This window comes from Catellatospora sp. NPDC049111 (assembly GCF_040648615.1).
GTDB lineage: Bacteria > Actinomycetota > Actinomycetes > Mycobacteriales > Micromonosporaceae > Catellatospora > Catellatospora aurea.
In genome coordinates this window covers 42,408-65,712 of sequence record NZ_JBEZEB010000003.1, presented here as the reverse complement: position 1 = coordinate 65,712, position 23,305 = coordinate 42,408, and the positions used below count along the sequence as shown (strand labels likewise).

The window sequence follows — 23,305 nt, the reverse complement described above, 5'->3', positions numbered from 1 at the left end:
TGAAGGTGCCCTTGCTTTCACTGGCAGAGGATGGCGAGGGCCTCGTCGACGTCGTCGGTGATGTGCACCAGGTCGGTCAGGGCGGCGCCGTTGAGGAGGGTGCGGAGCAGGTAGGGGACGGGGAGGTCCTCGGTCCAGAAGCGACGGCCGAGGAAGACGAAGGGGCCGCTCTCGCCGTCGGTGGCGTAGTAGGTCTTGGTCGCGGCCTGGAAGACCTCCTGGACGGTGCCCGCCCGGCCGGGGGCGAAGACGATGCCGCCGCGGGCCGCCTTCAGGATCACGTCCTCGCGGATCGCGTTCGAGAAGTACTTCGCGATCTGGCCCGCGAACACGTTCGCCGGTTCGTGGCCGTAGAGCCAGGTGGGCACGGACAGGCCGCCCGCCCACGGGTCCAGGGTCGGGAACTCGGCCAGCACGTGCAGGGCGACCTTCGTATACGGGTCGTGGGCGCGGAAGTCCGGCTCGGCGGCCAGTCGGCCGATCGCCTCGTCCAGCGCGGCCACCGGGTGGGCGGCCAGGTAGGAGCCCAGGTTCGCGGCCTCCATGACGCCCGGACCGCCGCCGGTCAGCACCAGCCTGCCGTGGCCGGCCAGCGCGTGCCCGATCGCCGCCGCCATGCGGTAGGCGTCGCTGCCGCGCACCTCCGCGTGGCCGCCCATGATGCCGATGCGCCGTCGGGGCGAGATCCCGGCCAGGGCGTCGTGCAGCGCGTTGTCGATGCCGTGGTCGTGCAGCCGCTGCGCGAGCGCCTCGCGGACCCCCGCGTTCGGGCCGCCCTCGGCGACGAAGTGCTCGTACACCCGGGTGTCGTACATGCCGGTGAAACCGTTCTCGGCGAACCCCGCGGTCAGGTCGGCGGCGGTGTAGAGGCGGGCCGGGTGCGTCGGGTAGGGCACCCAGTCCGCGACCGGCACCACGTGCGCGCCGCGGCGTACCAGCGCCGCCTCCGCGGCCAGGCTCGGGAACGTGCAGCCGATGAAGACCGCGTCCTTGACCTTGACCCGGGACAGGTCGGCGCCGATCGTCAGCCCCTGCACGGTGAGCCCGGCGAGGCTCTTCTCGGCGAGCCGCTCGGACAGCTCTTCCAGAGACTCGATCTCCAGCGGGGTGGTAGCAGACATCAGGCGAGTATGCCCGTGACGAAACCCTCAGCGCAGCGCGGGGACTTCGGCGACCCCACCGGGTTGAATGTCCGTATGCAGAACCTGATGCCCGAACCTCCTGCCACGCTGCTGCCCGCCGACGAGGCGGCCGCCGCCGCGCTGGCCGCCGCGCAGGACCCGACCTCCGTCGCCGCGGCGCACCCCACCTACAGCGCCGCATGGGCCGCGCTGGCCCAGCTCGCGCTGACCGCGGGGCAGCCTGTTCCGGCGTACGCGTTCGCCCGCACCGGCTACCACCGCGGCCTGGACCAGTTGCGCCGCGCGGGCTGGAAGGGCCACGGCCCGGTGCCCTGGTCGCACGAGCCCAACCAGGGCTTCCTGCGTTGCCTGCACGCTCTGTCGGTGGCGGCCGCGGAGATCGGCGAGGCCGACGAGGCGGCGCGCTGCGCCCAGTTCCTGCGCGACTGCGACCCGGCCGCGTTCGACGCGCTCAATTCCTGAGCGGACTCCGGTCCGAGCCCACCCGCCCGCCGCCGGTCGGGCGGCGGGCGGGTTCGGGTCAGAGGCCCTCGGCGACGGCCGCGGCGATGCGCAGCCAGGCGTCCTGGGACTCGTCGGTGAGGCGGCCGTAGTCGATCGGTTCGCCGGAGTCGAGCATGCGCTCGTACGGCGCGATCAGCACGGCCCGGGTGCGCGCGGCGAAGTGCCGTTCGATGGCGGGAATGTCCAGCTCGCGGCGGCTCGGCGGCAGGGAGACGATGGTGACGGCCTGCCGGACCAGGCGGCTGCGGCCGGTCTGCTCCAGATGGTCGAGCATGCGGGCGGCCGTCTCCGCCGAGTCGTTGCGGGCGGACATGGTGACCACGAGCTGGTCGGTCGCGTCGATGGCGGCTTGCCAGTTCTCGGCCCGCACGTTGTTGCCGGTGTCCACCATGATCAGCTTGTAGAAGCGGCTGACCACCTCACGGATCTCGGCGAACGCGTGCGCGGTGAGCATCTCGCCCGCGGTCGCGGACTCGTCCGAGGCGAGCACCTCGAACATGCCGTCGCCCTGCGAGCGCACGTACTGCGACAGGTCGCCGACGCGGCTCTGCGACCCCTGGAACTGGTGCAGGTCGCGCATCAGGTCGCGCACCGTACGCGAGTGGAAGTCCTGCTGGGAACGCATGCCCAGGGTGCCCTGGGTCTCGTTGTTGTCCCAGGCCAGCACGTAGCCGCCGCGCTTGCGGCCGAACGTCATCGCCAGCAGCAGCACGGCCACCGTCTTGCCCGCGCCGCCCTTAGGGTTGACCACGGTGATCTGCCGCAGGCCGCCGAAGTTGCGCCGGACCAGGTCGGTGGCCCGGCGGATCTCCTGCTCACGCTGGCCGGGGCTCAGATTGAGCAGGCCGAACGTCGACTTGCGCAGGGCCGCCTGGATGCCCATGTGGGCGACCGGGTCGGCGGGACGGGCCGCGCGGCGGCGCGCGAACTCCTCTGCCGTGGGCAGGTAGACCTCGCCCCCACCGGCCGGGCCGGGCTGCTGCGGCCCGCCGAACTGCGGCGGTGTCGGGGCGGCCGTGGTGGGCAGCGGCGGGATGTTCGGCTGGGCCGACACGGGCCATACACCCGGGGCGGTCTGCGGCGGCGGCACCGCCGTGACGGCCGGACGCTGCGGCGGCACGGCGGCGGTCGCGGTATGCGGGGTGGCCGGGCCCGGTTCGGCAGCCGGCGGGAACGGTGCCACCGCGCGGGGCTCAGCCGGCGGGACGGGCACCGCGGCCCGAGCCTCGGCGGGCGGGAACGGTACGGCGGCCCGTGCCTCGGCCGACGGAAACGGGGTGGCGGCCCGGGTGTCGAGCGTGGGCACGGGCGCGGTGCCGCGAGTATCCACCGGCATGGGCACCGGCACGGCGGCGCGGGCCTCCGGCGCGGGCACCGCCGGGCTTCCGTGGTTCTCGACCGGCGCCGCCGCGCGGGCCTCGGCCGCGGGAGTGCGGTAGGGCATGCGCTGTTCGCCGGGCCCGACCTGCGGAGGCGTCGGTGCGGCCGGGGACACCTGGGCCGCCGGCGGGGCGGAGACGGGCGGCGGCGGGATCGGCGTGGCCGCCTGCTGCGGCGGCAGCGGGATGGGCGCGCTGTGCGGCTGCACCGGCACGGCGGTCGGCGGCAGCGGCACCGCGGCGCGCTCGCGCTGCGGCAGGGGCGGCAGCGGCACCTGCACGGTCCGGGTCAGGTCGGCGGGGCCGGCCACCGGCTGCGGCGCGGGGATAGGGATGCCGGCCTGCGGCGCGGGCACCGCCATCGGCACGCCGGCCGAGGGCCCGCCGGACACCGGATCAGGACGCGGCACCGCGGCGGACGCCCGAGCGGGCTGGCCACGCGTGATCTGCTTGCTGTCCTCAGCGGGGCCGCTTATCTCGTCCGGCGGCCACTCCCATTCCGTCATCGCCATCTCCCCAGTGCCGTCTGCCCCTGCAGCCTAGTCAGTGCGCACACCCCGCAGCAGGGCCCGTTTCCCCGCCTCTCAGCGGGTATAGACGGCCCACGCCGCGGGCTCCACCCACCAGGAGCGCTTACGGGTCAGCCCGCCGGATACCCCGTCGTCGGCGAACGGAACCTCCGTGTCGCGCGGCGTCACCGAGACCGCCCGGCCGCGCGCCCGGCGCACCTCGATGCGCAGCCGCGGCGTACCGAACAGCGGTTTGTGCCGCACCGGCACCGCCACCGCGACGTCGATCACACCGTCGGCCGGGTCGGCGGAGGTCAGCAGCGGCAGCCCGTCCAGCAGCGTCGCGCCCGAAGCGTTGGCGACGGCGACCGCGAGCAGCGGCTCCGCGCCGTCGGTCAGCACCGCGTCGTCGACCTCGACCCGGCCCGCCCACTGCACGGGCTGGCCGTCCTCGGTGCTGCCGGCCAGCAGGACGCCGTCCAGCGTCACCGAGCCGCCGTCGTGGCGCAGCAGGTCCAGCCGTCGCGACCGGTCGCCCAGCACCGCCGCGGCCACCTCGGCGGGCTCCCGGGGCAGGCCCAGCTGCGCGGCGAGGTCCGCCGCGGCCGCGTCGATCGGCAGCACCGCGATCGGGGGCAAATCCGGCACGGTACGCCCCGCGGGCAGGTCGGCGGGCCGTTTCGACGGGGCCGGGGCATACCGGCGGACCAGGCGGCGCAGCACGTGGCGCAGCTGCCCGTCGTCGGTGACCGCGATCACCAGCCGGGTGCCGCCGTCGGCGTCCGGCCAGGTCAGGCCGTCTTCCCGGGCCGGACCGTCGAGCCGAGACAGCACCTGGTCGATCTCCGCGTCGGAGCACGCGACCACGGTCTCCACCCGGGCCCCGGCGGCGCGCAGCGCGTCCGCGCAGTGCAGCACCGGCACCCGGGGCCGCGGCGCGCCGCTGTGACCCTCGCCATGCCCGGCGCCGCCGCCGGTGCCGCAGCCGCCGGAGCCGCAGCAGTCGCCCTCCGGCTCGGTCATGCTCAGCAGCACCACGTCAGCTGTGCCTCTGTCAGCGCGCACGCGAGTAGTCCTCTCGGGTTCCGGCATTGCCCGGGCATGCGTGCCCGATCAAGCTGTTAGCCTGGCACCCCGGGGTCACCACAGCCGTGGGCGGCCCGCGGCTCGCCTAGGAGGCGAAGGAAAGATGCCAGCGATCGTGCTTCTCGGCGCCCAGTGGGGCGACGAGGGCAAAGGCAAGGTTACCGACCTGCTCGGATCACGAGTGGACTACGTCGTCCGCTTCTCCGGGGGCAACAACGCCGGCCATACCGTGGTCACTCCGGACGGCCAGAAGTTCGCCCTCCACCTGATGCCGAGCGGCGCGCTGCACCCCAACGCGGAGATCGTGCTCGGCAACGGCGTCGTGATCGACCCGAAGGTGCTGCTGGCCGAGATCGACGGCCTCGCCGAGCGTGGCGTGGACGTCTCCCGCCTGCTGATCTCCGCCGACGCGCATCTGGTCATGCCGCACCACCGGGCGCTGGACCGGGTCGTCGAGCGCTACCTGGGCACCGCCCGCATCGGCACCACGGGCCGCGGCATCGGTCCCGCGTACGGCGACAAGGTCGCCCGCATGGGCATCCGGGTGCAGGACCTGCTCGACCCGGGCATCCTCCGGCAGAAGCTGGAGCTGGTGCTGCGAGAGAAGAACCAGATCCTGTTCAAGGTGTACAACCGCAAGGGCTTCGACGTCGACGCCGTGGTCGAGGAGTACCTCACCTACGCCGAGCGGCTCAACCCGTTCATCGCCGACACCCGCCTGATCCTGAACAAGGCGCTCGAAGAGGGCAAGACCGTGTTCATGGAGGGCGCGCAGGCCACCCTGCTCGACCTCGACCACGGCACGTATCCGTTCGTGACCTCGTCGAACCCGACCGCGGGCGGCGCCTGCGTGGGCGCGGGCATCGCCCCGACCCGGATCACCTCGGTGATCGGCGTCATCAAGGCGTACACCACGCGGGTCGGGGCGGGCCCGTTCCCGACCGAGCTGCACGACGACATGGGCGAGCACCTGCGCAAGACCGGCGGCGAGTACGGCACCACCACCGGCCGCCCGCGCCGCTGCGGCTGGTTCGACGCCGTCATCGCCCGGTACGCCGTGCGCGTCAACGGCATCACCGACCTCGTCGTCACCAAGCTCGACATCCTCTCCGGCCTGGAGCAGGTCCCGGTGTGCGTCGGCTACGAGGTCGACGGCGAGCACCTCGACGAGATGCCGATGACCCAGACGGCCTTCCACCACGCCAAGCCGGTCTACGAGTACCTCCCCGGCTGGTTCGAGGACATCTCCAAGGCCCGCGACTTCACCGACCTCCCCCTCAACGCCCAGCGCTACATCGAGCGCCTCGAAGAGCTCTGCGGCACCCGCATCTCCATGATCGGCGTAGGCCCCGGCCGCGACGAAAACGTAGTCCGCCACGACATGCTCACCCCCTAGCCTTTCGGTGGGTTGATCATGAACTTAAGGGCGTGTTCGACGGCGTGTCCCTACCTTGGCACCGTGATCGTCGCCGGGTAGGACGTGTTGTCCACAGGGTTGTCCACAGGGGTTGAGTGGGCGGGTTCCGGCCCGCAGGCTCAACCCCTGTGCTTGCCATACAACGGATCGCGGAGTGCCAGGACGGGCTGATCACCGCCGCGCAGTGTCGGGACCTGGGGATTAGCGGGGATCGAGTGAAGTGGCTCGTTCGCAGCCGGGTGTGGATGGCCGTCAGCAGAGGTGTGTACCTCGTCGACGCGGATCTTCGGGGGGCGCACCTTCCTCTTCGAGCCCTTGTTCGAGCGGGGCAGCTTGCCTGTGGCCCGCATGCGGTGGTGGTCCGGCAGAGCGCCGCGCTGCTGCACGGGATCCAGGGAATGCGGCAGGACGAGCGGGCTGTGCACCTGAGCCTGCCCGGAGACCGGGCGGTGCCCAAGCGGCTGGGTGATGCGCAGCTGGTGCCGCATCAGCTGGTCATCGACGATGTGGATCTCGTCGAGATCGACGGTATGCGGGTCACGTCGGCGCTGCGTACCGTGGCGGATCTGATGTTGTGCCTGGACCGCTATTCGGCCGTGTCGGTGCTCGACTCGGCGTTGTGTCAGGGCCTGTTCACGGACTTCGACCTGCCGGATGTGTACCGGTTGATCGCCGGACGCCGTGGTGCGGTGGCCGCCCGGGAGTGGGTCGGCCAGTCGGACGGGCGTGCCGAGTCGCCGTTGGAGACCAGGGCACGGTTGCGTTGCGCGGATGCCGGAGTGGCACCGGATGAGCTGCAGGCGGAGATCCGGGATGCGGACGGAGTGGTGCTCGGCCGCGCCGACATGCTCTGGAGCCGGGCTCGCGTGATCGGCGAGGCCGACGGCGAGCAGGTGCACGGCAGCCCCAAGGCGGTCTTCCGCGACCGCCACCGACAGAACGACCTGGCCAACGCCGGCTACACCGTCCTGCGCTTCACCTGGTCCGACACGCTCGTCCCCGACCGCATCCCGACCGTGGTCCGCCGGGCCCTGGCCATGTCCCGGAAATCGATCACGGTGCCCGGGTAGGGACACGCCGTCGAACACGTCCGTAAGTTCATGATCAACGTGACGGGTAGGGTGGGGGCGTGCGGGTACTGGTGGTTGGTGGTGGGGGGCGGGAGCACGCCCTGGTATTGGGGTTGGGGCGGGATCCGGGGGTGACCGCGGTCATTGCGGCGCCGGGGAGTCCGGGGATCGCGGAGGTGGCCACGGAGCTGCGGGAGGTGGACATCCTTTCGCCGGTGGCGGTGGCGGGGCTCGCCGTGGACGTCGAGGCCGATCTCGTGGTCGTGGGGCCGGAGGCGCCGCTGGTGGCGGGGGTCGCCGACGCGGTGCGGGCCAAGGGCATCCCGGTCTTCGGGCCGTCGGGCAGTGCGGCTCGGCTGGAGGGGTCGAAGGACTTCGCCAAGCAGGTCATGACCGCGGCCAAGGTGCCGACCGCGCGGGCGTTCACCTGCACCACGGCCGAGGAGGCGGCGCGGGCGCTGGACACGTTCGGCGCGCCGTACGTCGTGAAGAACGACGGTCTCGCCGCGGGCAAGGGTGTCGTCGTCACCGACGACCGGGACGCCGCGCTGGCCCACGCCGCCGAGTGCGGGCGCGTGGTGATCGAGGAGTACCTCGACGGGCCTGAGGTGTCGCTGTTCGTGGTGACCGACGGCGTGACCGCGGTGCCGCTGCTGCCGGCGCAGGACTTCAAGCGCATCTTCGACGGCGACGCCGGGCCGAACACCGGCGGCATGGGGGCGTACGCGCCGCTGCCGTGGGCCCCGCCGAACCTGGTCGAGCATGTCATGGCCACCGTGGCCCACCCGACGCTGCAGCAGATGCGCGACGCGGGCACCCCGTTCTCCGGCCTGCTCTATATCGGCCTGGCGATCACCGAGGGCGGCCCGAAGGTGATCGAGTTCAACGCGCGGTTCGGCGACCCGGAGACGCAGTCGGTGCTGGCGCTGCTGGACACCCCGCTGGGCGGCCTGCTGTACGCGGCGGCCACCGGCGAGCTGGCCGGCCACCCCGAGCTGCAGTGGAAGGACGCCTTCTCGGTGACCGTGGTGCTGGCGAGCGCCGGGTATCCGGCGAGCGCGCGTACCGGGGACGAGATCACGGGCGCGGAGGGTCTGATCCACGCGGGCACGAAACGCGACGCCGACGGGGTGCTGCGCTCGGCCGGCGGCCGGGTGCTGTGCGCGACGGCGACAGGGCACGACCTGCACGCGGCGCGGGCGGCGGCGTACGAGCTGGTGTCGCACGTGGAGCTGGCGGGCGGCCAGTACCGCACCGACATCGCGCTGGCGGCCGAGGAGGGCCGGGTCGTCTCCCCTTGGCGTTGATGCCCGCGCATTTCATCCTTCGCTGAGCTGCGCAAACGTAGATCGTCTGTTAAGAAGGGCACCTTCTACAACGCGGAGCGTTGTGAAGGTGCCCTTCCTTTGTCCTTACAGGTTGCGGAGGAGGCGGGGGATGACCTTGCCGGTGGCGGTGCGGGGGAGTTCGGGGACGAAGTGCACGTCGCGGGGGACGCTGAAGCGGGCCAGGTAGTGGCGGACGTACTCGCGGACCTCGTCGCGGTCCAGGTGCTGGCCGGGGTGCAGGACCAGGTAGGCAGCCAGGCGCTGGCCGTACTCGGGGTCGGGGACGCCGATCACGGCCGCCTCGCGGACCTGTGGGAGCTCGGTGAGCAGCTCCTCGACCGGGCGCGGGAAGACGTTCTCGCCGCCGGAGACGACCATGTCGTCGGCGCGGCCGTCCACGTACAGCAGGCCGTCGGCGTCGAGGTGGCCCAGGTCGCCGGTGCCGAGCATGCCGTCGGGGCGGTCGCCGGACGGCGGCGGGATGCCGGGGCCGCGGGTGTATCCCTCGAACAGCATCTCGTTGCCGACGTGGATCTCGCCGATCCGGCCGCGGGGCACGGGCAGGCCGGTCGGGTCGAGGATCGCGATCCGGGTGCCGTGCGGCGGGCGGCCCGCGGTGCCGGGGTCGCGGCGCAGGTCGGCGGGGGTGGCGATGGACGCCCAGGATGCCTCGGTGGAGCCGTACAGGTTGTAGAGGCAGTCGCCCCAGGTGTCCATGAACCGGGTGGCCAGGCCCCCGGGCAGGGCTGATCCGCTGACCGCGACGATGCGCGGCGGCTTGGTGGGCACCGCGCCGGCCTCGACCAGCCGTTGCAGCATGACCGGCACCGCGAACAGGGCGGTGCATCCGTGCACGTCGACGGCGTGCGCGGTGGCGACCGGGTCGAACCGGCGCTGGAGCACCACGGTGGCGCGCATGGCCAGGGAGAGCTGCAGGGCGGCGTACCCCCAGGTGTGGAACAGGGGCGCGGAGATCAGGATGCGCTCGCCGACCTTCAGCGGAATGCGGTCGATGATCGAGACCAGCGGCCCGAAGCCGGGCGGGGTGGGCCGGCGGGCACCCTTGGGCGCGCCGGTGGTGCCGGAGGTGAGCACGATGGTGCGGCCGGCCCGGCTGACGTCGGACCAGCGGCCCTGCGGCGGGGTCTCGGCGAGCAGCGCGTCGACCCGCGACTCGTCGAGCCGCTCGCACGGCGCGGCCGCGGCGACCGGCGCGAACTCGCGGTCGTGGATGAGCAGGCGCAGTTGCTGCTGCTCGGCCACCGCGGTGAGCTGCGGCGCCGACAGCGCGGTGTTGACCAGGACGGCGTCCGCGCCGAGCAGGGAGCAGGCGACCATCGCCTCGATCAGGCCGGCGTGGTTGCGGCACATCAGCCCGACGCGTATGCCGGCAGCCACGCCCCGGGTGCCGCCGAGCGCGACGGCCAGGCGCTGGGATCGGTGCAGGAGCTGGCGGTACGTGATCGCCCCGCGGTGCTCGTCGATGATCGCGGGGCGGTGCGGGTCGCGGGCCTCGGCGGCGCGCAGTTCGCCGGCGAGCGTGAAGCCCCACCGGCGCAGGGTGTTGAGCTGGTCGGCGACGCGGGTCGGGCTGCCGGGGCTGAGCAACCCGCGGCGGGCCAGGGTGCGGACAATGAAGAGCAGGTCCACGACGGTGAGGCCTCTCGTTCGATCGTCAGGGTTACCCGGATATTACTGAGCGGTAACTAAAAAGTGAAGACGGCGGACCGCCGAAACGGACCGCCGTCTATGTCTTTCCGGGTGCCGGGCATCGGGTGGAGATCACCGTTTCAGGTCAGGACCTGCGGTCTCACCGCACTTTCTGACCCGAAACGCCGGTCTTCGCGCCCGCGCCCGCTGGCCCACGCAGAGTCAGCGCAGTGAGGCCCCGGTGATGGCGCGGGCGATCACCAGGCGCTGGATCTCGCTCGTGCCCTCGAAGATCGTGTAGATCTTGGCGTCCCGGTACCACCGCTCCACCGGGTGCTCGCGCAGGTAGCCCGCGCCGCCCAGGATCTGCAGCGCCTTCTCGGTCACCGACACCGCGACCTCGCCGGCCTTCAGCTTGGACATCGAGCCCTCGCCCGCCGTGAAGGGCCGGTTGTTGCGGCCCATCCAGGCCGCCCGGTACACCAGCAGCCGCGCGGCGTCGATCTCCATGCGCATGTCGGCCAGCGCGAACGCGACCGCCTGGTTCTCCACGATCGGCTTGCCGAACTGCACCCGCGTCTTGGCGTACTCCAGCGCGTACTCGTACGCCGCCCGCGCGATGCCCAGCGCCTGCGCGCCGACCGCGGGCCGGGACAGCTCGAACGTGCGCATCGAGGCCTGCCCCGAGGAGCGCTGCCCCGCGCGGGCCCGCGCGAGCCGTTCGTCGAGCCGGTCCTTGCCGCCGAGCACGCAGTTGCCAGGCACCCGGACCTCGTCGAGGAACACGTCGGCCGTGTGCGAGGCGCGGATGCCGAGCTTGCGCAGCTTGCGGGCGGTGTGCAGGCCCTTGCTGCCCGGCGGCACGATGAAGCCGGCCTGCCCGCGCGAGCCGAGCTCCGGGTCGACGACGGCGGTGACCACGTGCACGTTGGCGATGCCGCCGTTGGTGGCGTACGCCTTCTGCCCGGTCAGCACCCACTCGTCGGTGGCCTGGTCGTACACCGCGCGGGTGCGCATCGCGCCCACGTCGGAGCCGGCCTCGGGCTCGGTCGAGCAGAACGCGGCGACCTTCGGGTCCTCCTTGGTGCCGAAGCACTGCGGCACCCACTCGGCCATCTGCTCGGGGGTGCCGGAGCCGAAGATCCCGGCGACCGCCAGCGAGGTGCCCATGATGGCCAGGCCGATACCGGCGTCGCCCCAGAACAGCTCCTCGCTGGCGATGCACATGGACAGGCCGCTCGGGTCCGCCCAGAGGTTCGCGAGGAACTCGAAGTCGTACAGGCCGATCTTGGCGGCTTCCGCGATGACGGGCCAGGGAGTCTCCTCTCGCTCGTCCCACTCCGCGGCGGCCGGGCGCACGACCTGCTCGGCGAAGCCGTGCACCCAGTCCCGCAGATCCCGCTGCTCCTCGTTCAGATCAAGCGAGAACTCCACGTCTTATGCCCCCGTCCGGGGCGTATCCCGCCTGAGGGGGGCGGTCATGCTCAGGCCTTCGGGATGTTGAAGAGGTTGGCGATGTTGGCGGCCAGGGCCAGGTCGCCCTTGGCCTTCAGCTTGCCGCTCATGAACATCATGACGGGGTTGCCGTTGCCGGAGACGAGCTTGAGGAAGTCGGCCGGGCCGACCGTCACGGCGAGCTTCGGCTCGTGCGACGGCGTCTCCGAAAGTGCGCAGGCGCCGTTGGCGATGACCAGCTCGTAGGTGTCCGAGCCGCCGCCGGGCGCGCCCGTGATGATCCAGTGGATGACCGCCTCGGTGTTGCCCGCGCGCTCGGGGCGGAACAGGCCGGGCATCCGGCGGAAGATCTCGTCCAGCACCTTGGTCCGCAGGTCGCCGCCGAGCACCTCGTTCAGCTGGGCGTCGGAGGCGTTCTTGACCAGCGAGGCGAACTGCGCCGGGTCGAGCGAGCTGAAGTCGGACAGGTTGAACTCGGCCATGATGTCCTCCATAACCATTGAAACTTACTCGTGCGTAACCTTACGACGGAGTAGGTAGGCTGGCAAGGTGCAGAACAGCTCACTTCCCTCAGGCGACGACGCGCCGGCCGCGGCCCGTCCCGCGGACACGCCCCGCGGCCGGGTGCCCCGCGCGGAGCGTGAGCAGCAGATGCTCGACGCCGCCGTGCTGGTGTTCTCCCGCCGGGGCTTCCACCACGCCAACATGGACGAGATCGCCGAGCTGTCCGGCGTGTCCAAACCGATGGTGTACGCGTACCTGGGCACCAAGGAGGAACTGTTCATCGCCTGCCTGCGCCGCGAGTCGGCGCGCCTGGTCGCCGGCCTGGCCGCCGCGGCCGATCCCACCCTCCCTCCGGACCAGCAACTGTGGCGAGGGCTCAAAGGTTTCTTCGAGTTCGTCGGCGCGCATCGCGACGGCTGGTCGGTGCTCTACCGGCAGGCCCGCACCCAGCAGCCGTTCTCAGTGGAGGTCGCGGCGATGCGCGAGTCCGTGGTCGAGGTGATCACCGACCGGCTCGACTGCGCGCTGCGCCTGGAGGGGCGGCAGGTCAAACCCGACGACCTGACCGCGATGGCGCTGACGCTGGTCGGCGCGAGCGAGTCGCTCGCCGACTGGCTCGCCGACCACCCCGACGAAGACCCGGGGCGTACGGCGACCCGCCTGATGAACGCCGTCTGGCTCGGCGCGGACCAGCTCATGCGCGGGGTGTCCTGGCGGCCCCCGGCCTGACCCCGCACGCGAGAAGGGCGCTCACCGCGGTGAGCGCCCTTCGTCTTCGGGGAGCCGGTCCGGCGGTGCCGCACGGGGGGACGGCACCGCCAGGACCGGCTCCGGTCCACACCAGCCCGGCGGGCTGGGAGATTACGGTCAGCTCGCCGCCGGGCTCGGCGCGGTGGTGGGGCGAAGCACGGCACAGGCCTGCATCGCCGCCGCCACCTTCGGATCGGCGGTCGCGAGCTGCTGCCCGGGTGTGAACTCCACACCGCGTTCAGCGAGGCAGTTGCGGTACGCCGCGTTGGCCCCGTTGTCGCCCCGGTTGCCACCGAAGCCGCCACCGGGTCCGCCGCTGGGGCGTACCGCTGCGCAAGCCTGCTGTGCCTGCTGCCACTTCTCGGCGTCCACGCCGTCCGGTGCCCGCATACCCCCGCCGGGGCCGCCGAAACCTCCCGGCTGCCCACTCGGACGCACCGTCGGCCGGCCGCTCGGGAAGCCCGACGGCCGAGCAGTCGGCATGCCGGACGGTCTGCCCTGGCCCTGCCCCTGGCCGAAGCCTTCCGGCAGGGTGATCCCCTGCTCCTTCAGACACGCGGCGTACGCGGCGAACCCGTTCGGCTCGGTGCCGGACGCGGGCGGGCCGGCGGGGTCGTCGGCGGAACCGCAGGCCGCGGCGAGGCCGAGTACGGCGATCGCGACGGCGGCGGTGAGGGCCGCGCGGGTCTGTCTCATCGGCGTCTTCACGGGCGCGAGCCTGCGCGCCCGGGCTCGGGGCTTGCTCGACCGAACCTCAGAATGGGCTGGGAGTGACGGCTTTGAGGTGGCTCCGAGGTTAGCTGAAGCGATCACCGAGCGGCGGCCGCGAGACTCCCGGCCATGACGTTCGTGGTGCGCGCAAGACGGCGGCGATGGGTGGCCGCGGGCGCGGCGGTGCTCATCTCCGCCGCGGTCGTGACGGTGGTCGCGGTGCAGGGCGGTGACCCGGCCCCGGCGGCCGCGGCGACGGCCGCCGTGCAGCGGGGCGAAGTCACCTCATCTGTCGCGGCATCGGGCAAGGTGTCCCCGGTCGCCAGCCGTGAGCTGGCCTTCTCCGTCGCCGGCACGCTCACCTCGGTCCTGGTCAAGCCCGGTGACGAGGTCGCGGTCGGGCAGGACCTCGCGACGATCGACGACGCCGACGCCCGCGAGGCCCGCGACGACGCGGTCAACGCGCTGTCCGAGGCCGAGCAGGCGCTGACCGACGCCGTGGCCGCCACCGACAGCGAGGACAGCTCGACGGGCTGCACCTCGGCGCGCGGCGCGGCGTACGGCGCTCCGGCCGACGGTTCGGTCAGTGCCGTGACGGCCGTGCTCGTCACCCACCGGACCACGGCGAGCGCGTCGACCACGGTCAGCGCCACGGCCTCACCGTCCCCTTCGCCGTCGAGCAGCCCGTCGCCGTCGCCGTCGGCGTCCACCTCCCCCAGGCCGACCGCCGCTCCGTCCCGCACACCCGCACCGAGCACCGGTTCCGGCACCTGCTCGTCCGGCGGCTCGTCGAACGGCGGGTCCTCGAACGGCGCCGGCGGGCGCGGCAGCGGCGGGGACGCGATCTACTCCGCGCAGGTCGCGGTGAACAGGGCCGAGGCAGACCTGGCCAAGGCCGAGCGTTACCTGGCCGGTACGACCATCACGGCCCCCGTGGCCGCGAAGGTGCTCAGCGTCGGCGGCAAGGCGGGCGACAAGGTGAGCACAGGGACCTTCATCACGCTCGGCGTCGTCGCCACGATGATGGTCGAGGCCGAGTTCGCCGAGGCCGACGCGGTGAGCCTGGCCGTCGGCCAGCCCGCCACGGTGACCCTGGCCAACCGCCCGGACGAGACCCTGCCCGCCACGATCGCGCAGGTCGCCGCCACCGGCACCGCGTCCGGCACCCTGGTCCGCTACCACGTGCTACTCGCCTTCGATGGAGCACCGGAAGGCCTGCTCATCGGCCAGAGCGCCACCGCCGGCGTCGTGCTGGACCGAGCCGAAGGCCTCCTCCTGCCCCAATCCGCCGTCCGGGTCACGGGTGACGGGACCGGCGAGGTGAAGCTTCCCGACGGCACCACCCGCACCGTGGGCATCGGCCTGCGCGGAGACGGTGACGTGGAGATCCTCTCCGGCCTCACCGAGAACGAGACCGTACGCCTCAACGCCCGCTCCTGACGCCGCCGCCCTAAGCGATCTTGGTGACATACACGGGGTTCCGACGGTGTTCTCAGGATTCTCCGAGGTAGGACGGATACAACGAGCTCACAGGCAGTGACGAGGTAGCAGGGAGCTGACGGTGACGCAGCAGCAGGAGCGGGCACGGACCAGGGTGCTGGTCGTCGACGACGAGGCCAACATCTGCGCGCTGCTGTCGGCCACGCTGCGCCTGGTCGAGTTCGACGTGCGGGTCGCGCACACCGGCCGGGACGCGCTCATCGCGGCCGAGGAGTTCCAGCCCGACCTGGTCGTGCTCGACGTGATGCTGCCCGACCTGGACGGCTTCGAGGTCGCCCGGCAGCTGCGCGCCGACGGCCGCGGGCCAGACAACGCCCTGGTGCCGGTGCTGTTCCTGACCGCCCGGCACTCCGTGGAGGACCGGATCTCCGGGCTGACCGTCGGCGCGGACGACTACGTCACCAAGCCGTTCAGCCTGGAGGAGGTCGTGCTGCGCATCCGGGCCATCCTGCGGCGCAGCCGCCCCGGCGGCGAGCAGGCCGACAGCGGTGTGCTGCGCTACGCCGACCTGGAGCTGCACGAGGACGCGCACGAGGTGCGCCGCGGCGGCAAGCTCGTCGACCTGTCCCCGACCGAGTTCAACCTGCTGCGCTACCTGCTCGTCAACGCGGGCCGGGTGGTCTCCAAGGCGCAGATCCTGGACCGGGTGTGGAGCTACGACTTCGGCGGCGACGGACGCATCGTCGAGTCGTACGTCTACTACCTGCGCAAGAAGGTCGACAAGTGGGATCCGCCGCTGATCCACACCGTGCGTGGTGTCGGGTACGCGCTGCGGCTGCCCCGAGGTGGCCAGGAATGATCCGCCCACCGTGGCGGCGATGGACCCTGCGCACCCGGATGGTGGTCGCGGTGGTCGCGCTCGCCGGGGTGGCCCTGCTCGTCACCGACTTCGTCGCCGCCACGACGCTGCGCCACTACCTGGCCCAGCAGCTCGACGAGGACCTGCGCCGACTGCCGATCGCGTGGGGCCAGGGGCGGGGAAATCCTTCCGGCTGGGGTTCGGCGCCCAGCCAGCAGCCCGGCCGTCCCGCCGCCACGCCCACGCCGCAGCCGAGCCCGTCGAACAGCGCGAGCCCGTCCGGGCAGACGCCCACGGCCAAGGTCGTCTGCGAGACACCCGAGACGGGCACCAACCGCGGGGTGCCACCGGTCGGCGACGACGCCGCGGGCCTGCTGTACAGCGCCGACGGCCGGTTGCAGCGCTGTGCCACCAACGGGATCGCGCTGGCCGACCTTCCCGTGCTGACGCTCGCACAGTTGCAGGACAACGCCGGGCCGGCCATCGGCCGGGAGCCGGGCAAGCCGTTCCCGGCCGAGAACACGAAGGCGCCGTTCACCGTCGAGAACACGTCGGGCCAGAAGTTCCGGGTCGTGGTGAACCGTACGTTCGACGGGGAGTTCCGGGTCGGTGCCATCTCGCTCGACCGGGTCGCCGCCACCGCGAACCTGATGCTGCTCATCGGGCTGGGCGTCGGCGCGCTGGTGCTGCTGGTGCTGGGCTTCGCGGCGTACACCGTGGTCCGGATCGGGCTGCGGCCGCTGACCAACATGGAGCACGCCGCGGCGCAGATCGCCGGCGGCGACCTGACCGCCCGCGTGCCCGACCCCGACCCGCACACCGAACCCGGCCGCCTCGGCCTGGCGCTGAACACCATGTTGTCGCGCATCGAGGCGGCGGTGACCGCGCGGGCCGCCTCCGAACAACGATTGCGCCAGTTCCTCGCGGACGCCTCACATGAGTTGCGCACCCCGCTCACCTCGATCCGGGGCTTCGCCGAGCTGTACCGCCGCGGTGGCGCGCCGCCCGGCGCGGAGCTGGACGAGACCATGTCCCGCATCGAGCAGGAGGCCGCGCGGATGGGCCTGCTGGTCGAGGACCTGCTGCTGCTGGCCGCGCTGGACGAGGAGCGCCCGCTGCAGCAGTCCCGCGTCGACCTGCTGGCGGTCGCGGCCGACACGGTCCGCGACGCGCACGTGCGCACCCCGGGCCGCAACGTGGAACTGGCCGGGTTCGAGCCGGTCAGCGTGCAGGGTGACGAGCACCGGCTGCGCCAGGTCGTGACGAACCTGGTGGCGAACGCGCTCCAGCACACCCCGCCTGACGCCCGGGTCACCCTGCGGGTGAGCCATCGCGGTGGTGAGCCCGCCGACGAGGTGTTCGAGCTGCCGATGGCCCGCGACAGCGGCCCCGTGGTCGCCGCGGTGGGCGCCGACCTGGGCCCGGACCTGCCGGTCGCCGTGATCGAGGTCGAGGACTCCGGGCCCGGGGTGCCGCCCGAGCACGCCGCCCGCATCTTCGAACGCCTCTACCGCGCCGACCCGCACCGGGCCCGCAGCCACGGTGGCGCCGGCCTGGGTCTGGCCATCGCCTCGGCGATCGTGAAAGCCCACGGCGGCCGCATCGAACTGGCCACGTCGCCGGGAGTCGGCTCGACGTTCCGCGTCCTGCTTCCACTGGACACCTGACGGCATCGCACCCAGGGTGCCCCGCCGCCGGATCAGCGCAGCTGCGGGCGCGGGCGGTGTTCGGAGCCTGCCCTGCGGGCACATGTGCCACGGCGCGCTTACATCATTTTTGATGTGCCCACATCAAAAAAGACGTAAGCCGACCACGAGGTACCCACTCGCGCAACGGGCCGGGGTGCCGACGCGACGTGAGACGTGGCTCGGCGCAGCTCGCAGCTCCAAGCTCATTCCGAGGTTGGCCGGAGGTCGCGTCGAGGGCGGCTCGCGACGATGCGTGCCATGCGATTGCGGCGAGCCATCCCGCTCGGGCGGACCACCCTGCTCAACAGCGCCCTCGGGCTGCTGCTGGTCGGTGGCGGCACCTGGGCGTACTTCATGATCAGCGGAGACGCGGCGCCGGCCGGGGCGAACACGACGCGCACGGTGGCGGTGGCCCAGGGCACGGTGACCGCGACGGTCACCGCCGACGGGTCGATCGAGTCGGCGAACCTCATGTCGGCCGACTTCGCCACCGGCGGCACCGTGACCGCCATCAAGGTGAAGGTGGGCGACCGGGTCGCCAAGGGCGCGGTGCTGGCGACGGTCGACGCGACCGAGGTCAAGGAGAGCCGCCAGACCGCTGCGCGCAACCTCGACGCGGCGCGGGACGCGCTGGACCGGGCCGAGGACAGCGGCGACGACAGCAGCATCGCCAACGCCGAGAACCAGGTGGACCAGGCGGAGTCGGCGCTGGCCGCGGCGCAGCGCGCGGTCGACGGCACGGTGCTCAAGGCCCCGATGGCCGGCACGGTGGTGGCGATCAGCGGCGCGGTCGGCGGCTCCTCGGGCGGTTCGTCCGGCGGCGGCAACGGCTCGTCGTCCTCTTCGTCGAGCGGGTCCGGGTTCGTGCAGCTCGCCGACCTGACGAAGCTCCAGGTCACGGCCGGGGTCGCCGAGGCGGACGCGACCCGGCTCAAGGTCGGGCAGTCGGCCAAGGTCACCTGGAACGCGTTGACCGGTGCCTCCGCTACCGGCATGGTCTCGGCCATCTCACCGACCGCGTCCAGCGGGAACACGGTGACGTACCCGATCGAGGTGCTGCTGGACAGCATCCCGGAGGGCACCCGGCTGGGGCAGACGGTGAGCCTGTCGGTGACCGTGGACGAGGTGGCCGACGCGGTCTACGTGCCCGCCGCGGCGGTGCGCACGGCCGGCGGCCGGACCACGGTGACCGTGGTTAAGGACGGCGTGCAGGAGACCCGGGCCGTCGAGATCGGGCTCAAGGGCGACGCGTACACCGTGGTCGTGTCCGGGGTGAGCGTCGGTGAGCAGGTCGTGCTGGCCACGGTGACCAGCGGCACCGGCAACCAGCAGCAGTTCCCGGGCGGCGGGCCGGGCGGCTTCACCGGCGGCGGCTTCGGTGGTAACACCGGCAACCGCCCCGGTGGCGGCGGTGGTGGGCGATGACAGCCCCCGGCCGCGGGCAACGGCCTGTGCTGGAGGTCGTCGACCTGGTCAAGACGTACGGCGAGGGTGAGACGGCGGTGCACGCCCTCGCGGGGGTTTCGCTGACCGTCGCGCCCGGCGACTACGTCGCCATCATGGGCTCCTCGGGCTCCGGCAAGTCCACGCTGATGAACATCCTCGGCTGCCTGGACGTGCCCACCTCGGGCACGTACCGGCTGGACGGGGTGGACGTCAGCGAGCTGAACGAGTCGCAGCTGGCGCTGGTGCGCAACCGCCGGATCGGGTTCGTGTTCCAGTCGTTCAACCTGATCGCCCGGACCAGCGCGCTGGCCAACGTGGAGCTGCCGCTCGCGTACGCCGGAATCAAACCGGCGGTGCGCCGCGAGCGGGCGCTCGCCGCGCTGGACATGGTGGGCCTGGCCAACCGGGCCGACCACGACCCGAACCAGCTATCCGGCGGCCAGCAGCAGCGCGTCGCGGTGGCCCGCGCACTGGTCAGCCAACCGGCACTGCTGCTGGCCGACGAGCCGACCGGCAACCTGGACAGCCGGTCCACGAAGGACGTGCTGAGCATCCTGGACGGGCTGAACGCGCAGGGCCGCACCATCGTGCTGATCACGCACGAGGACGAGGTCGCCGCCCATGCCCACCGCACCATCCGCCTCGTCGACGGCCTGGTCGTCTCCGACGTCCGCCGCCGTGACATCGCGCCCGTGGGGGTCCCCGCATGAGTGTCTTCGAGATCTTCGGGTTCGCGTTGCGCGGGGTGGCCGCCAACAAGCTGCGTTCGGGCCTGACCGTGCTGGGCATCCTGATCGGCGTCGCGGCGGTGATCCTGCTGGTCGCGGTCGGCAACGGCTCGGCCAAGCAGGTCGAGGACAGCCTCGCCGCGCTCGGCACGAACACGCTGACCGTGCAGGGCGGGCGGGGCGGCGGGAACACCGGTTACCGCACCGACCTGACCCTCGACATCGTCAAGGCGCTGCAGGACAAGGAGTCCGCGCCCGACGTCAAGAGCGTCTCGCCGGTGGTGAGCAGCGCGCAGACGCTGACCTTCGGCGACGCGTCGTACGACGTCAACTCGGTGATCGGCACGTACCCGAGCTACTTCGAGGCGTCCAACAGCGTGGTGGCGACCGGGTCGGGGTTCACCGAGGAGGACGTGGACCAGGCCGCGCGGGTCGTGGTGCTCGGGCCGACCACCGCCGAGGAGCTGTTCGGCACCGTGGACCCGGTCGGGCAGCGGATCGGCATCGCCGGGCAGATCTACTCGGTGATCGGCGTGCTGGCGAAGAAGGGCTCGACCGGGTTCAACGACCCCGACGACGTGGCGATCGCGCCACTGCCCGCGGTGCAGCGCTCGCTCACCGGGTACGGGCCCGTCTCGTCGATCACCGTCGAGGCGGTGAACGCGGACGCCGTGGCCGCGGCGAAGGCCGAGATCACCGCGATCCTCAACGCGAAGATGCACGTCGCGGACGGCGCGAGCAGCACGCCGTACCAGATCAGGGATGCCTCTCAGCTGCTGGAGACCCGCACCGCGACCGCCGAGACGTTCACCGTGCTGCTGGGCGCGGTCGCCGGAATCTCGCTGGTCGTGGGCGGTATCGGCATCACCAACATCATGATGGTCTCGGTGACCGAACGGACCCGGGAGATCGGCATCCGCAAGGCGCTGGGCGCGCCGCGCCGGGTCATCCTCACCCAGTTCCTGATCGAGGCGACGCTGCTCAGCCTCGCCGGCGGCGGGTTAGGGGTCGCGGCGGCGCTGATCGGCGCGAACTTCGAGATCGTCGGCATCAAACCGGTGGTCATGCCGGACTCGGTCGTCCTGGCGCTGGGCGTCTGCGTGGCGATCGGCCTGTTCTTCGGCAGCTACCCCGCCAGCCGGGCGGCCGGCCTACGCCCCATCGACGCCCTGCGGTACGAGTAAGGAGCCCTGAACCTCATGAAGCACGCGATCCGTACGCAGGAGTCGGACATCTCCGTGGAAGCGCCGATGGACGACCTGGTGGCGGGCCTGGCGAAGGCCAAACGCGGCCCGTGGCTGACCCGCAGCACGGGCACCCTGCTCGCGCTGGTGCTGACCTGCGGCGGCTTTCTCGCCGGCATCCAGGTCCAGCAGAACTTCGGCACGCCCGCCGCCAGTAGCGCGGCTCCCGGCGGAGCCACCGGCAACCGGCCGGGCGGTCTCCGCGGCGGCAACGGCGCCTTCCCCGGCGGACAGCAGGGCGGGTTCCCGGGCGGCCAGCAGGGCGGTCAGCAGCCGGCCGCCGCGCCGATCACAGGAAAGATCAAGCTGGTCGACGGCACCACCGTCTACCTGGAGACCTCCGACGGCCGCCTGCTCACCGTCAAGACCGGCGACACCACCACGGTCCAGACCACCAAGAAGTCCACCCTCAAGGACCTGGCCGCCGGCACCGAGATCACCGTCCAGGGCACCACCTCCGACACCACCGTCACCGCCACCACCATCACGGCCCCGGGCTCATGATCTTTCGAGTTGCCTGGCAGGTGTGCGTATCTTGAGCATCCATTCGCCCACTTGCCAGGCATATCGAACGATCTAGCGCGGCTCAGAGGGTGGTGGTGAGGGTCAGGCCGCCGCCGGGGCGGGGGGTGGCGGTGACGGTGCCGCGGTGGGCCTGGGCGATGGCGCGCACGATGGACAGACCCAGGCCTAGGCCGCGGGACGGGCCGCCGACCCGCTCCCGGCCGAGGCGGCGGAACGGCTGGAAGATCGATTCCAGCTCGTACGCCGGCACGACCGGCCCGCTGTTCGCCACCACCAGCCTGGCCCGCCCGTCCACGGTGGCCGTCTCGACTCGCAACCACCCGTCCGGCACGTTGTGCCGGACAGCGTTCTCGACCAGGTTCTGCACCAGCCGCTCCAGCAGCACCGGGTCCCCGGTGACCGGGGCCGGGTCGAGCAGGCTGGTCACCACGGGGCCACCGGACGGCAGCGCCTCCAGCACGTACTCGGCGACGTCGGCCAGGTCGACCGAGGTCTGCTCGGCCACCTCGTGCTCGCTGTCGGCGAGCATCAGCAGCCCGTCGATGAGCCGCTCGTGGCGCTCGTTGACCTTCAGCAGGGCGTCGCCGAGCTGCCGCGCGTCGGCGCTGGCCTCGGGGCGGGTGATGGCCAGCTCCACCAGCGCCCGGTTCAGCGCCAGCGGCGTACGCAGCTCGTGCGACGCGTTCGCGACGAAGCGCCGCTGGCCGTCGAAGGAGTGGTCGAGCCGGCTCAGCATCGCGTCGAACGTGTCGGCGAGCTGCTTGACCTCGTCCTTCGGCCCCTGCAGCGCGATCCGCTCGTGCAGCCCGCGGCCCCCGGCGCTCGCCGCGATGCGGCCCGCGGTCGCCGTGATTCGGTGCAGCGGCTGCAGGGCTCGTCCGGCGAGCACCCAGGCGACACCGGTCGCGGCGGTCAGCACCAGGGCGAGCGCGATGCCGCCCTGGGTGAGCAGCGTGGTGAGGGTCGCGTTGTTGGACTCCTCGGTCTTGGCCTGCAGCAGCTCGCGTAGCGCCTTGAAGTCGCCGCCGGTCTTCAGCAGGTCGGTGACGATCAGCTTGGTGTCGAACGGGTTGGCGTTCATCTGCCACCGCACCAGGAAATACGTGATGGCCAGCAGGGCCAGCCCGGCGACGGTGAACAGCACGACGTACAGCAGGGTCAGCCGGGCGCGGATGGTCAGCCTGTTCACGGTATGCGGTACCCCACTCCGGCGACGGTCTCGATGGGCTGCGGCTCGCCGAGCTTGCGGCGCAGCTTCATCACGGTCACCCGTACCACGTTGGTGAACGGGTCGATGTGCTCGTCCCAGGCCCGTTCGAGCAGTTGCTCGGCGGAGACCACGGCCCCGTCGGCGCGCAGCAGCTCGGCCAGCACCGCGAACTCCTTGCGGGCCAGGCCGAGGTCGCGGCCGCCGCGTTCGGCGGTGCGCCGGGCCGGGTCGAGCACGATGCCGGCCCGCTGCAGCACGGCCGGGTTCTTCGCGACCGCCCGCCGCGCCAGCGCGTGCACCCGCGCCGCCAGTTCGACCATCGCGAACGGCTTGACCAGGTAGTCGTCCGCGCCCAGGGCCAGCCCTGCGACACGCTCGCGTACGGCCGCCGCCGCGGTCAGCATCAGCACCCGCGTCTGCGGCAGCCGATCGGAGATCTGGCGGCACAGCTCGTCCCCGGGCACCCCAGGCAGATCACGATCGAGGACCACCACGTCGTACGGGTTCACCGCGAGCCGTTCGTGTGCCGCGTCACCGTCGTACGCCACGTCGACCGCGAAGGCCTCCCGCCGCAGCCACTCGGCCACGGCGTCGGCCAGCACGTCCTCGTCCTCCACCACCAGCACCCGCACCCGGCAATGATGCCCGCCCCCGGGTAAC

21 protein-coding genes are annotated in these 23,305 nt (G+C 72.3%); 12 read left to right on the top strand and 9 right to left on the bottom strand.

Annotated features, from left to right (window positions below; all coding sequences use genetic code 11):
• Window positions 1-17: 17 nt before the first annotated feature.
• A complete protein-coding gene (locus AB0B66_RS05125; protein ID WP_360523160.1) occupies window positions 18-1,121 on the bottom strand; it encodes a hypothetical protein in 1,104 nt (367 codons plus the stop codon).
• Between the two features lie 75 nt (window positions 1,122-1,196).
• On the opposite strand from AB0B66_RS05125, the gene AB0B66_RS05120 reads away from it, so the two are divergent.
• Window positions 1,197-1,604 (top strand): DUF3151 domain-containing protein, encoded by a 408-nt coding sequence (locus AB0B66_RS05120; RefSeq protein ID WP_360523157.1) that lies wholly within the window; start codon window positions 1,197-1,199, stop codon window positions 1,602-1,604.
• Window positions 1,605-1,662: 58 nt separating this feature from the next.
• Here the strand turns inward: AB0B66_RS05120 and AB0B66_RS05115 are convergent, their stop codons facing one another.
• Both AB0B66_RS05115 and AB0B66_RS05110 read right to left on the bottom strand, forming a co-directional pair.
• Complete coding sequence (locus tag AB0B66_RS05115) at window positions 1,663-3,531, bottom strand: chromosome partitioning protein (protein WP_360523154.1); 1,869 nt, start codon at window positions 3,529-3,531, stop codon at window positions 1,663-1,665.
• Between the two features lie 78 nt (window positions 3,532-3,609).
• Window positions 3,610-4,599, bottom strand: coding sequence for a hypothetical protein (locus AB0B66_RS05110; RefSeq protein WP_360523151.1), 990 nt, complete (start codon window positions 4,597-4,599; stop codon window positions 3,610-3,612).
• 124 nt (window positions 4,600-4,723) lie between these two features.
• Here AB0B66_RS05110 and AB0B66_RS05105 point away from each other — a divergent pair, with 124 nt between their 5' ends.
• The 3 genes from AB0B66_RS05105 (at window position 4,724) to purD (ending at window position 8,414) form a co-directional block, all read left to right on the top strand.
• Window positions 4,724-6,016: an adenylosuccinate synthase gene (locus AB0B66_RS05105; RefSeq protein WP_360523148.1), complete on the top strand. Its 1,293-nt coding sequence runs from the start codon at window positions 4,724-4,726 to the stop codon at window positions 6,014-6,016.
• Window positions 6,017-6,300: 284 nt separating this feature from the next.
• The gene (locus tag AB0B66_RS05100) at window positions 6,301-7,107 is read left to right on the top strand and encodes a DUF559 domain-containing protein (protein WP_360523145.1); all 807 of its coding nucleotides are present in this window, start codon (window positions 6,301-6,303) and stop codon (window positions 7,105-7,107) included.
• A gap of 59 nt (window positions 7,108-7,166) precedes the next feature.
• A complete protein-coding gene (gene purD / locus AB0B66_RS05095; protein ID WP_360523142.1) occupies window positions 7,167-8,414 on the top strand; it encodes a phosphoribosylamine--glycine ligase in 1,248 nt (415 codons plus the stop codon).
• 105 nt (window positions 8,415-8,519) lie between these two features.
• On the opposite strand, the gene AB0B66_RS05090 is transcribed toward purD, so the two are convergent.
• From AB0B66_RS05090 to AB0B66_RS05080, 3 genes are all read right to left on the bottom strand, one after another.
• On the bottom strand, window positions 8,520-10,085 hold the full coding sequence (locus AB0B66_RS05090) for an AMP-binding protein (RefSeq protein ID WP_360523139.1): 1,566 nt from the start codon (window positions 10,083-10,085) through the stop codon (window positions 8,520-8,522).
• 222 nt (window positions 10,086-10,307) lie between these two features.
• Window positions 10,308-11,519, bottom strand: a complete 1,212-nt coding sequence (locus AB0B66_RS05085) for an acyl-CoA dehydrogenase family protein (protein ID WP_360523136.1) — start codon at window positions 11,517-11,519, stop codon at window positions 10,308-10,310.
• Window positions 11,520-11,569: 50 nt separating this feature from the next.
• Window positions 11,570-12,022, bottom strand: coding sequence for an SCP2 sterol-binding domain-containing protein (locus tag AB0B66_RS05080; RefSeq protein WP_203694681.1), 453 nt, complete (start codon window positions 12,020-12,022; stop codon window positions 11,570-11,572).
• Window positions 12,023-12,191: 169 nt separating this feature from the next.
• Between AB0B66_RS05080 and AB0B66_RS05075 the strand changes: the two genes are divergently transcribed.
• A complete protein-coding gene (locus AB0B66_RS05075; RefSeq protein WP_360524113.1) occupies window positions 12,192-12,773 on the top strand; it encodes a TetR/AcrR family transcriptional regulator in 582 nt (193 codons plus the stop codon).
• A 138-nt stretch (window positions 12,774-12,911) separates the two neighbouring features.
• Here AB0B66_RS05075 and AB0B66_RS05070 read toward each other — a convergent pair whose 3' ends face one another.
• Window positions 12,912-13,490, bottom strand: a complete 579-nt coding sequence (locus AB0B66_RS05070; protein WP_360523133.1) for a hypothetical protein — start codon at window positions 13,488-13,490, stop codon at window positions 12,912-12,914.
• A gap of 144 nt (window positions 13,491-13,634) precedes the next feature.
• On the opposite strand from AB0B66_RS05070, the gene AB0B66_RS05065 reads away from it, so the two are divergent.
• The 7 genes from AB0B66_RS05065 to AB0B66_RS05035 all read left to right on the top strand — a co-directional run bounded on the left by AB0B66_RS05065 (window position 13,635) and on the right by AB0B66_RS05035 (window position 21,414).
• A complete protein-coding gene (locus AB0B66_RS05065; protein ID WP_360523130.1) occupies window positions 13,635-14,945 on the top strand; it encodes a biotin/lipoyl-binding protein in 1,311 nt (436 codons plus the stop codon).
• A 121-nt stretch (window positions 14,946-15,066) separates the two neighbouring features.
• The gene (locus tag AB0B66_RS05060) at window positions 15,067-15,804 is read left to right on the top strand and encodes a response regulator transcription factor (RefSeq protein WP_360523127.1); all 738 of its coding nucleotides are present in this window, start codon (window positions 15,067-15,069) and stop codon (window positions 15,802-15,804) included.
• Window positions 15,801-17,471 (top strand): HAMP domain-containing sensor histidine kinase, encoded by a 1,671-nt coding sequence (locus AB0B66_RS05055; RefSeq protein WP_360523124.1) that lies wholly within the window; start codon window positions 15,801-15,803, stop codon window positions 17,469-17,471. The genes AB0B66_RS05060 and AB0B66_RS05055 overlap by 4 nt, the downstream gene beginning before the upstream one ends.
• Before the next feature lie 279 nt (window positions 17,472-17,750).
• Window positions 17,751-18,917 carry an efflux RND transporter periplasmic adaptor subunit gene (locus AB0B66_RS05050; protein ID WP_360523121.1) on the top strand — a complete coding sequence of 389 codons (1,167 nt, stop codon included), beginning with the start codon at window positions 17,751-17,753 and terminating at the stop codon, window positions 18,915-18,917.
• Window positions 18,914-19,648: an ABC transporter ATP-binding protein gene (locus AB0B66_RS05045; RefSeq protein ID WP_360523118.1), complete on the top strand. Its 735-nt coding sequence runs from the start codon at window positions 18,914-18,916 to the stop codon at window positions 19,646-19,648. Before AB0B66_RS05050 ends, AB0B66_RS05045 begins: the two co-directional genes overlap by 4 nt.
• A complete protein-coding gene (locus AB0B66_RS05040) occupies window positions 19,645-20,850 on the top strand; it encodes an ABC transporter permease (RefSeq protein WP_360523115.1) in 1,206 nt (401 codons plus the stop codon). Before AB0B66_RS05045 ends, AB0B66_RS05040 begins: the two co-directional genes overlap by 4 nt.
• Window positions 20,851-20,865: 15 nt before the next feature.
• Entirely contained in the window at window positions 20,866-21,414 is a 549-nt protein-coding gene (locus tag AB0B66_RS05035) for a hypothetical protein (protein WP_360523112.1), read from the top strand.
• 82 nt (window positions 21,415-21,496) lie between these two features.
• Here the strand turns inward: AB0B66_RS05035 and AB0B66_RS05030 are convergent, their stop codons facing one another.
• Window positions 21,497-22,624 carry a HAMP domain-containing sensor histidine kinase gene (locus AB0B66_RS05030; protein WP_360523109.1) on the bottom strand — a complete coding sequence of 376 codons (1,128 nt, stop codon included), beginning with the start codon at window positions 22,622-22,624 and terminating at the stop codon, window positions 21,497-21,499.
• Window positions 22,621-23,277 (bottom strand): response regulator transcription factor, encoded by a 657-nt coding sequence (locus AB0B66_RS05025; protein WP_360523106.1) that lies wholly within the window; start codon window positions 23,275-23,277, stop codon window positions 22,621-22,623. The genes AB0B66_RS05030 and AB0B66_RS05025 overlap by 4 nt, the downstream gene beginning before the upstream one ends.
• Window positions 23,278-23,305 lie beyond the last annotated feature (28 nt).

Excerpts from the sequence above, each read along its gene's own strand:
- AB0B66_RS05125 (WP_360523160.1), bottom strand. The coding sequence starts at position 1,121 with ATGTCTGCTACCACCCCGCTGGAGATCGAGTCTCTGGAAGAGCTGTCC.
- AB0B66_RS05120 (WP_360523157.1), top strand. The coding sequence starts at position 1,197 with ATGCAGAACCTGATGCCCGAACCTCCTGCCACGCTGCTGCCCGCCGAC.
- AB0B66_RS05115 (WP_360523154.1), bottom strand. The coding sequence starts at position 3,531 with ATGACGGAATGGGAGTGGCCGCCGGACGAGATAAGCGGCCCCGCTGAG.
- AB0B66_RS05105 (WP_360523148.1), top strand. The coding sequence starts at position 4,724 with ATGCCAGCGATCGTGCTTCTCGGCGCCCAGTGGGGCGACGAGGGCAAA.
- AB0B66_RS05080 (WP_203694681.1), bottom strand. The coding sequence starts at position 12,022 with ATGGCCGAGTTCAACCTGTCCGACTTCAGCTCGCTCGACCCGGCGCAG.
- AB0B66_RS05075 (WP_360524113.1), top strand. The coding sequence starts at position 12,192 with ATGCTCGACGCCGCCGTGCTGGTGTTCTCCCGCCGGGGCTTCCACCAC.
- AB0B66_RS05070 (WP_360523133.1), bottom strand. The coding sequence starts at position 13,490 with ATGAGACAGACCCGCGCGGCCCTCACCGCCGCCGTCGCGATCGCCGTA.
- AB0B66_RS05065 (WP_360523130.1), top strand. The coding sequence starts at position 13,635 with ATGACGTTCGTGGTGCGCGCAAGACGGCGGCGATGGGTGGCCGCGGGC.
- AB0B66_RS05055 (WP_360523124.1), top strand. The coding sequence starts at position 15,801 with ATGATCCGCCCACCGTGGCGGCGATGGACCCTGCGCACCCGGATGGTG.
- AB0B66_RS05050 (WP_360523121.1), top strand. The coding sequence starts at position 17,751 with ATGCGATTGCGGCGAGCCATCCCGCTCGGGCGGACCACCCTGCTCAAC.
- AB0B66_RS05045 (WP_360523118.1), top strand. The coding sequence starts at position 18,914 with ATGACAGCCCCCGGCCGCGGGCAACGGCCTGTGCTGGAGGTCGTCGAC.
- AB0B66_RS05040 (WP_360523115.1), top strand. The coding sequence starts at position 19,645 with ATGAGTGTCTTCGAGATCTTCGGGTTCGCGTTGCGCGGGGTGGCCGCC.
- AB0B66_RS05035 (WP_360523112.1), top strand. The coding sequence starts at position 20,866 with ATGAAGCACGCGATCCGTACGCAGGAGTCGGACATCTCCGTGGAAGCG.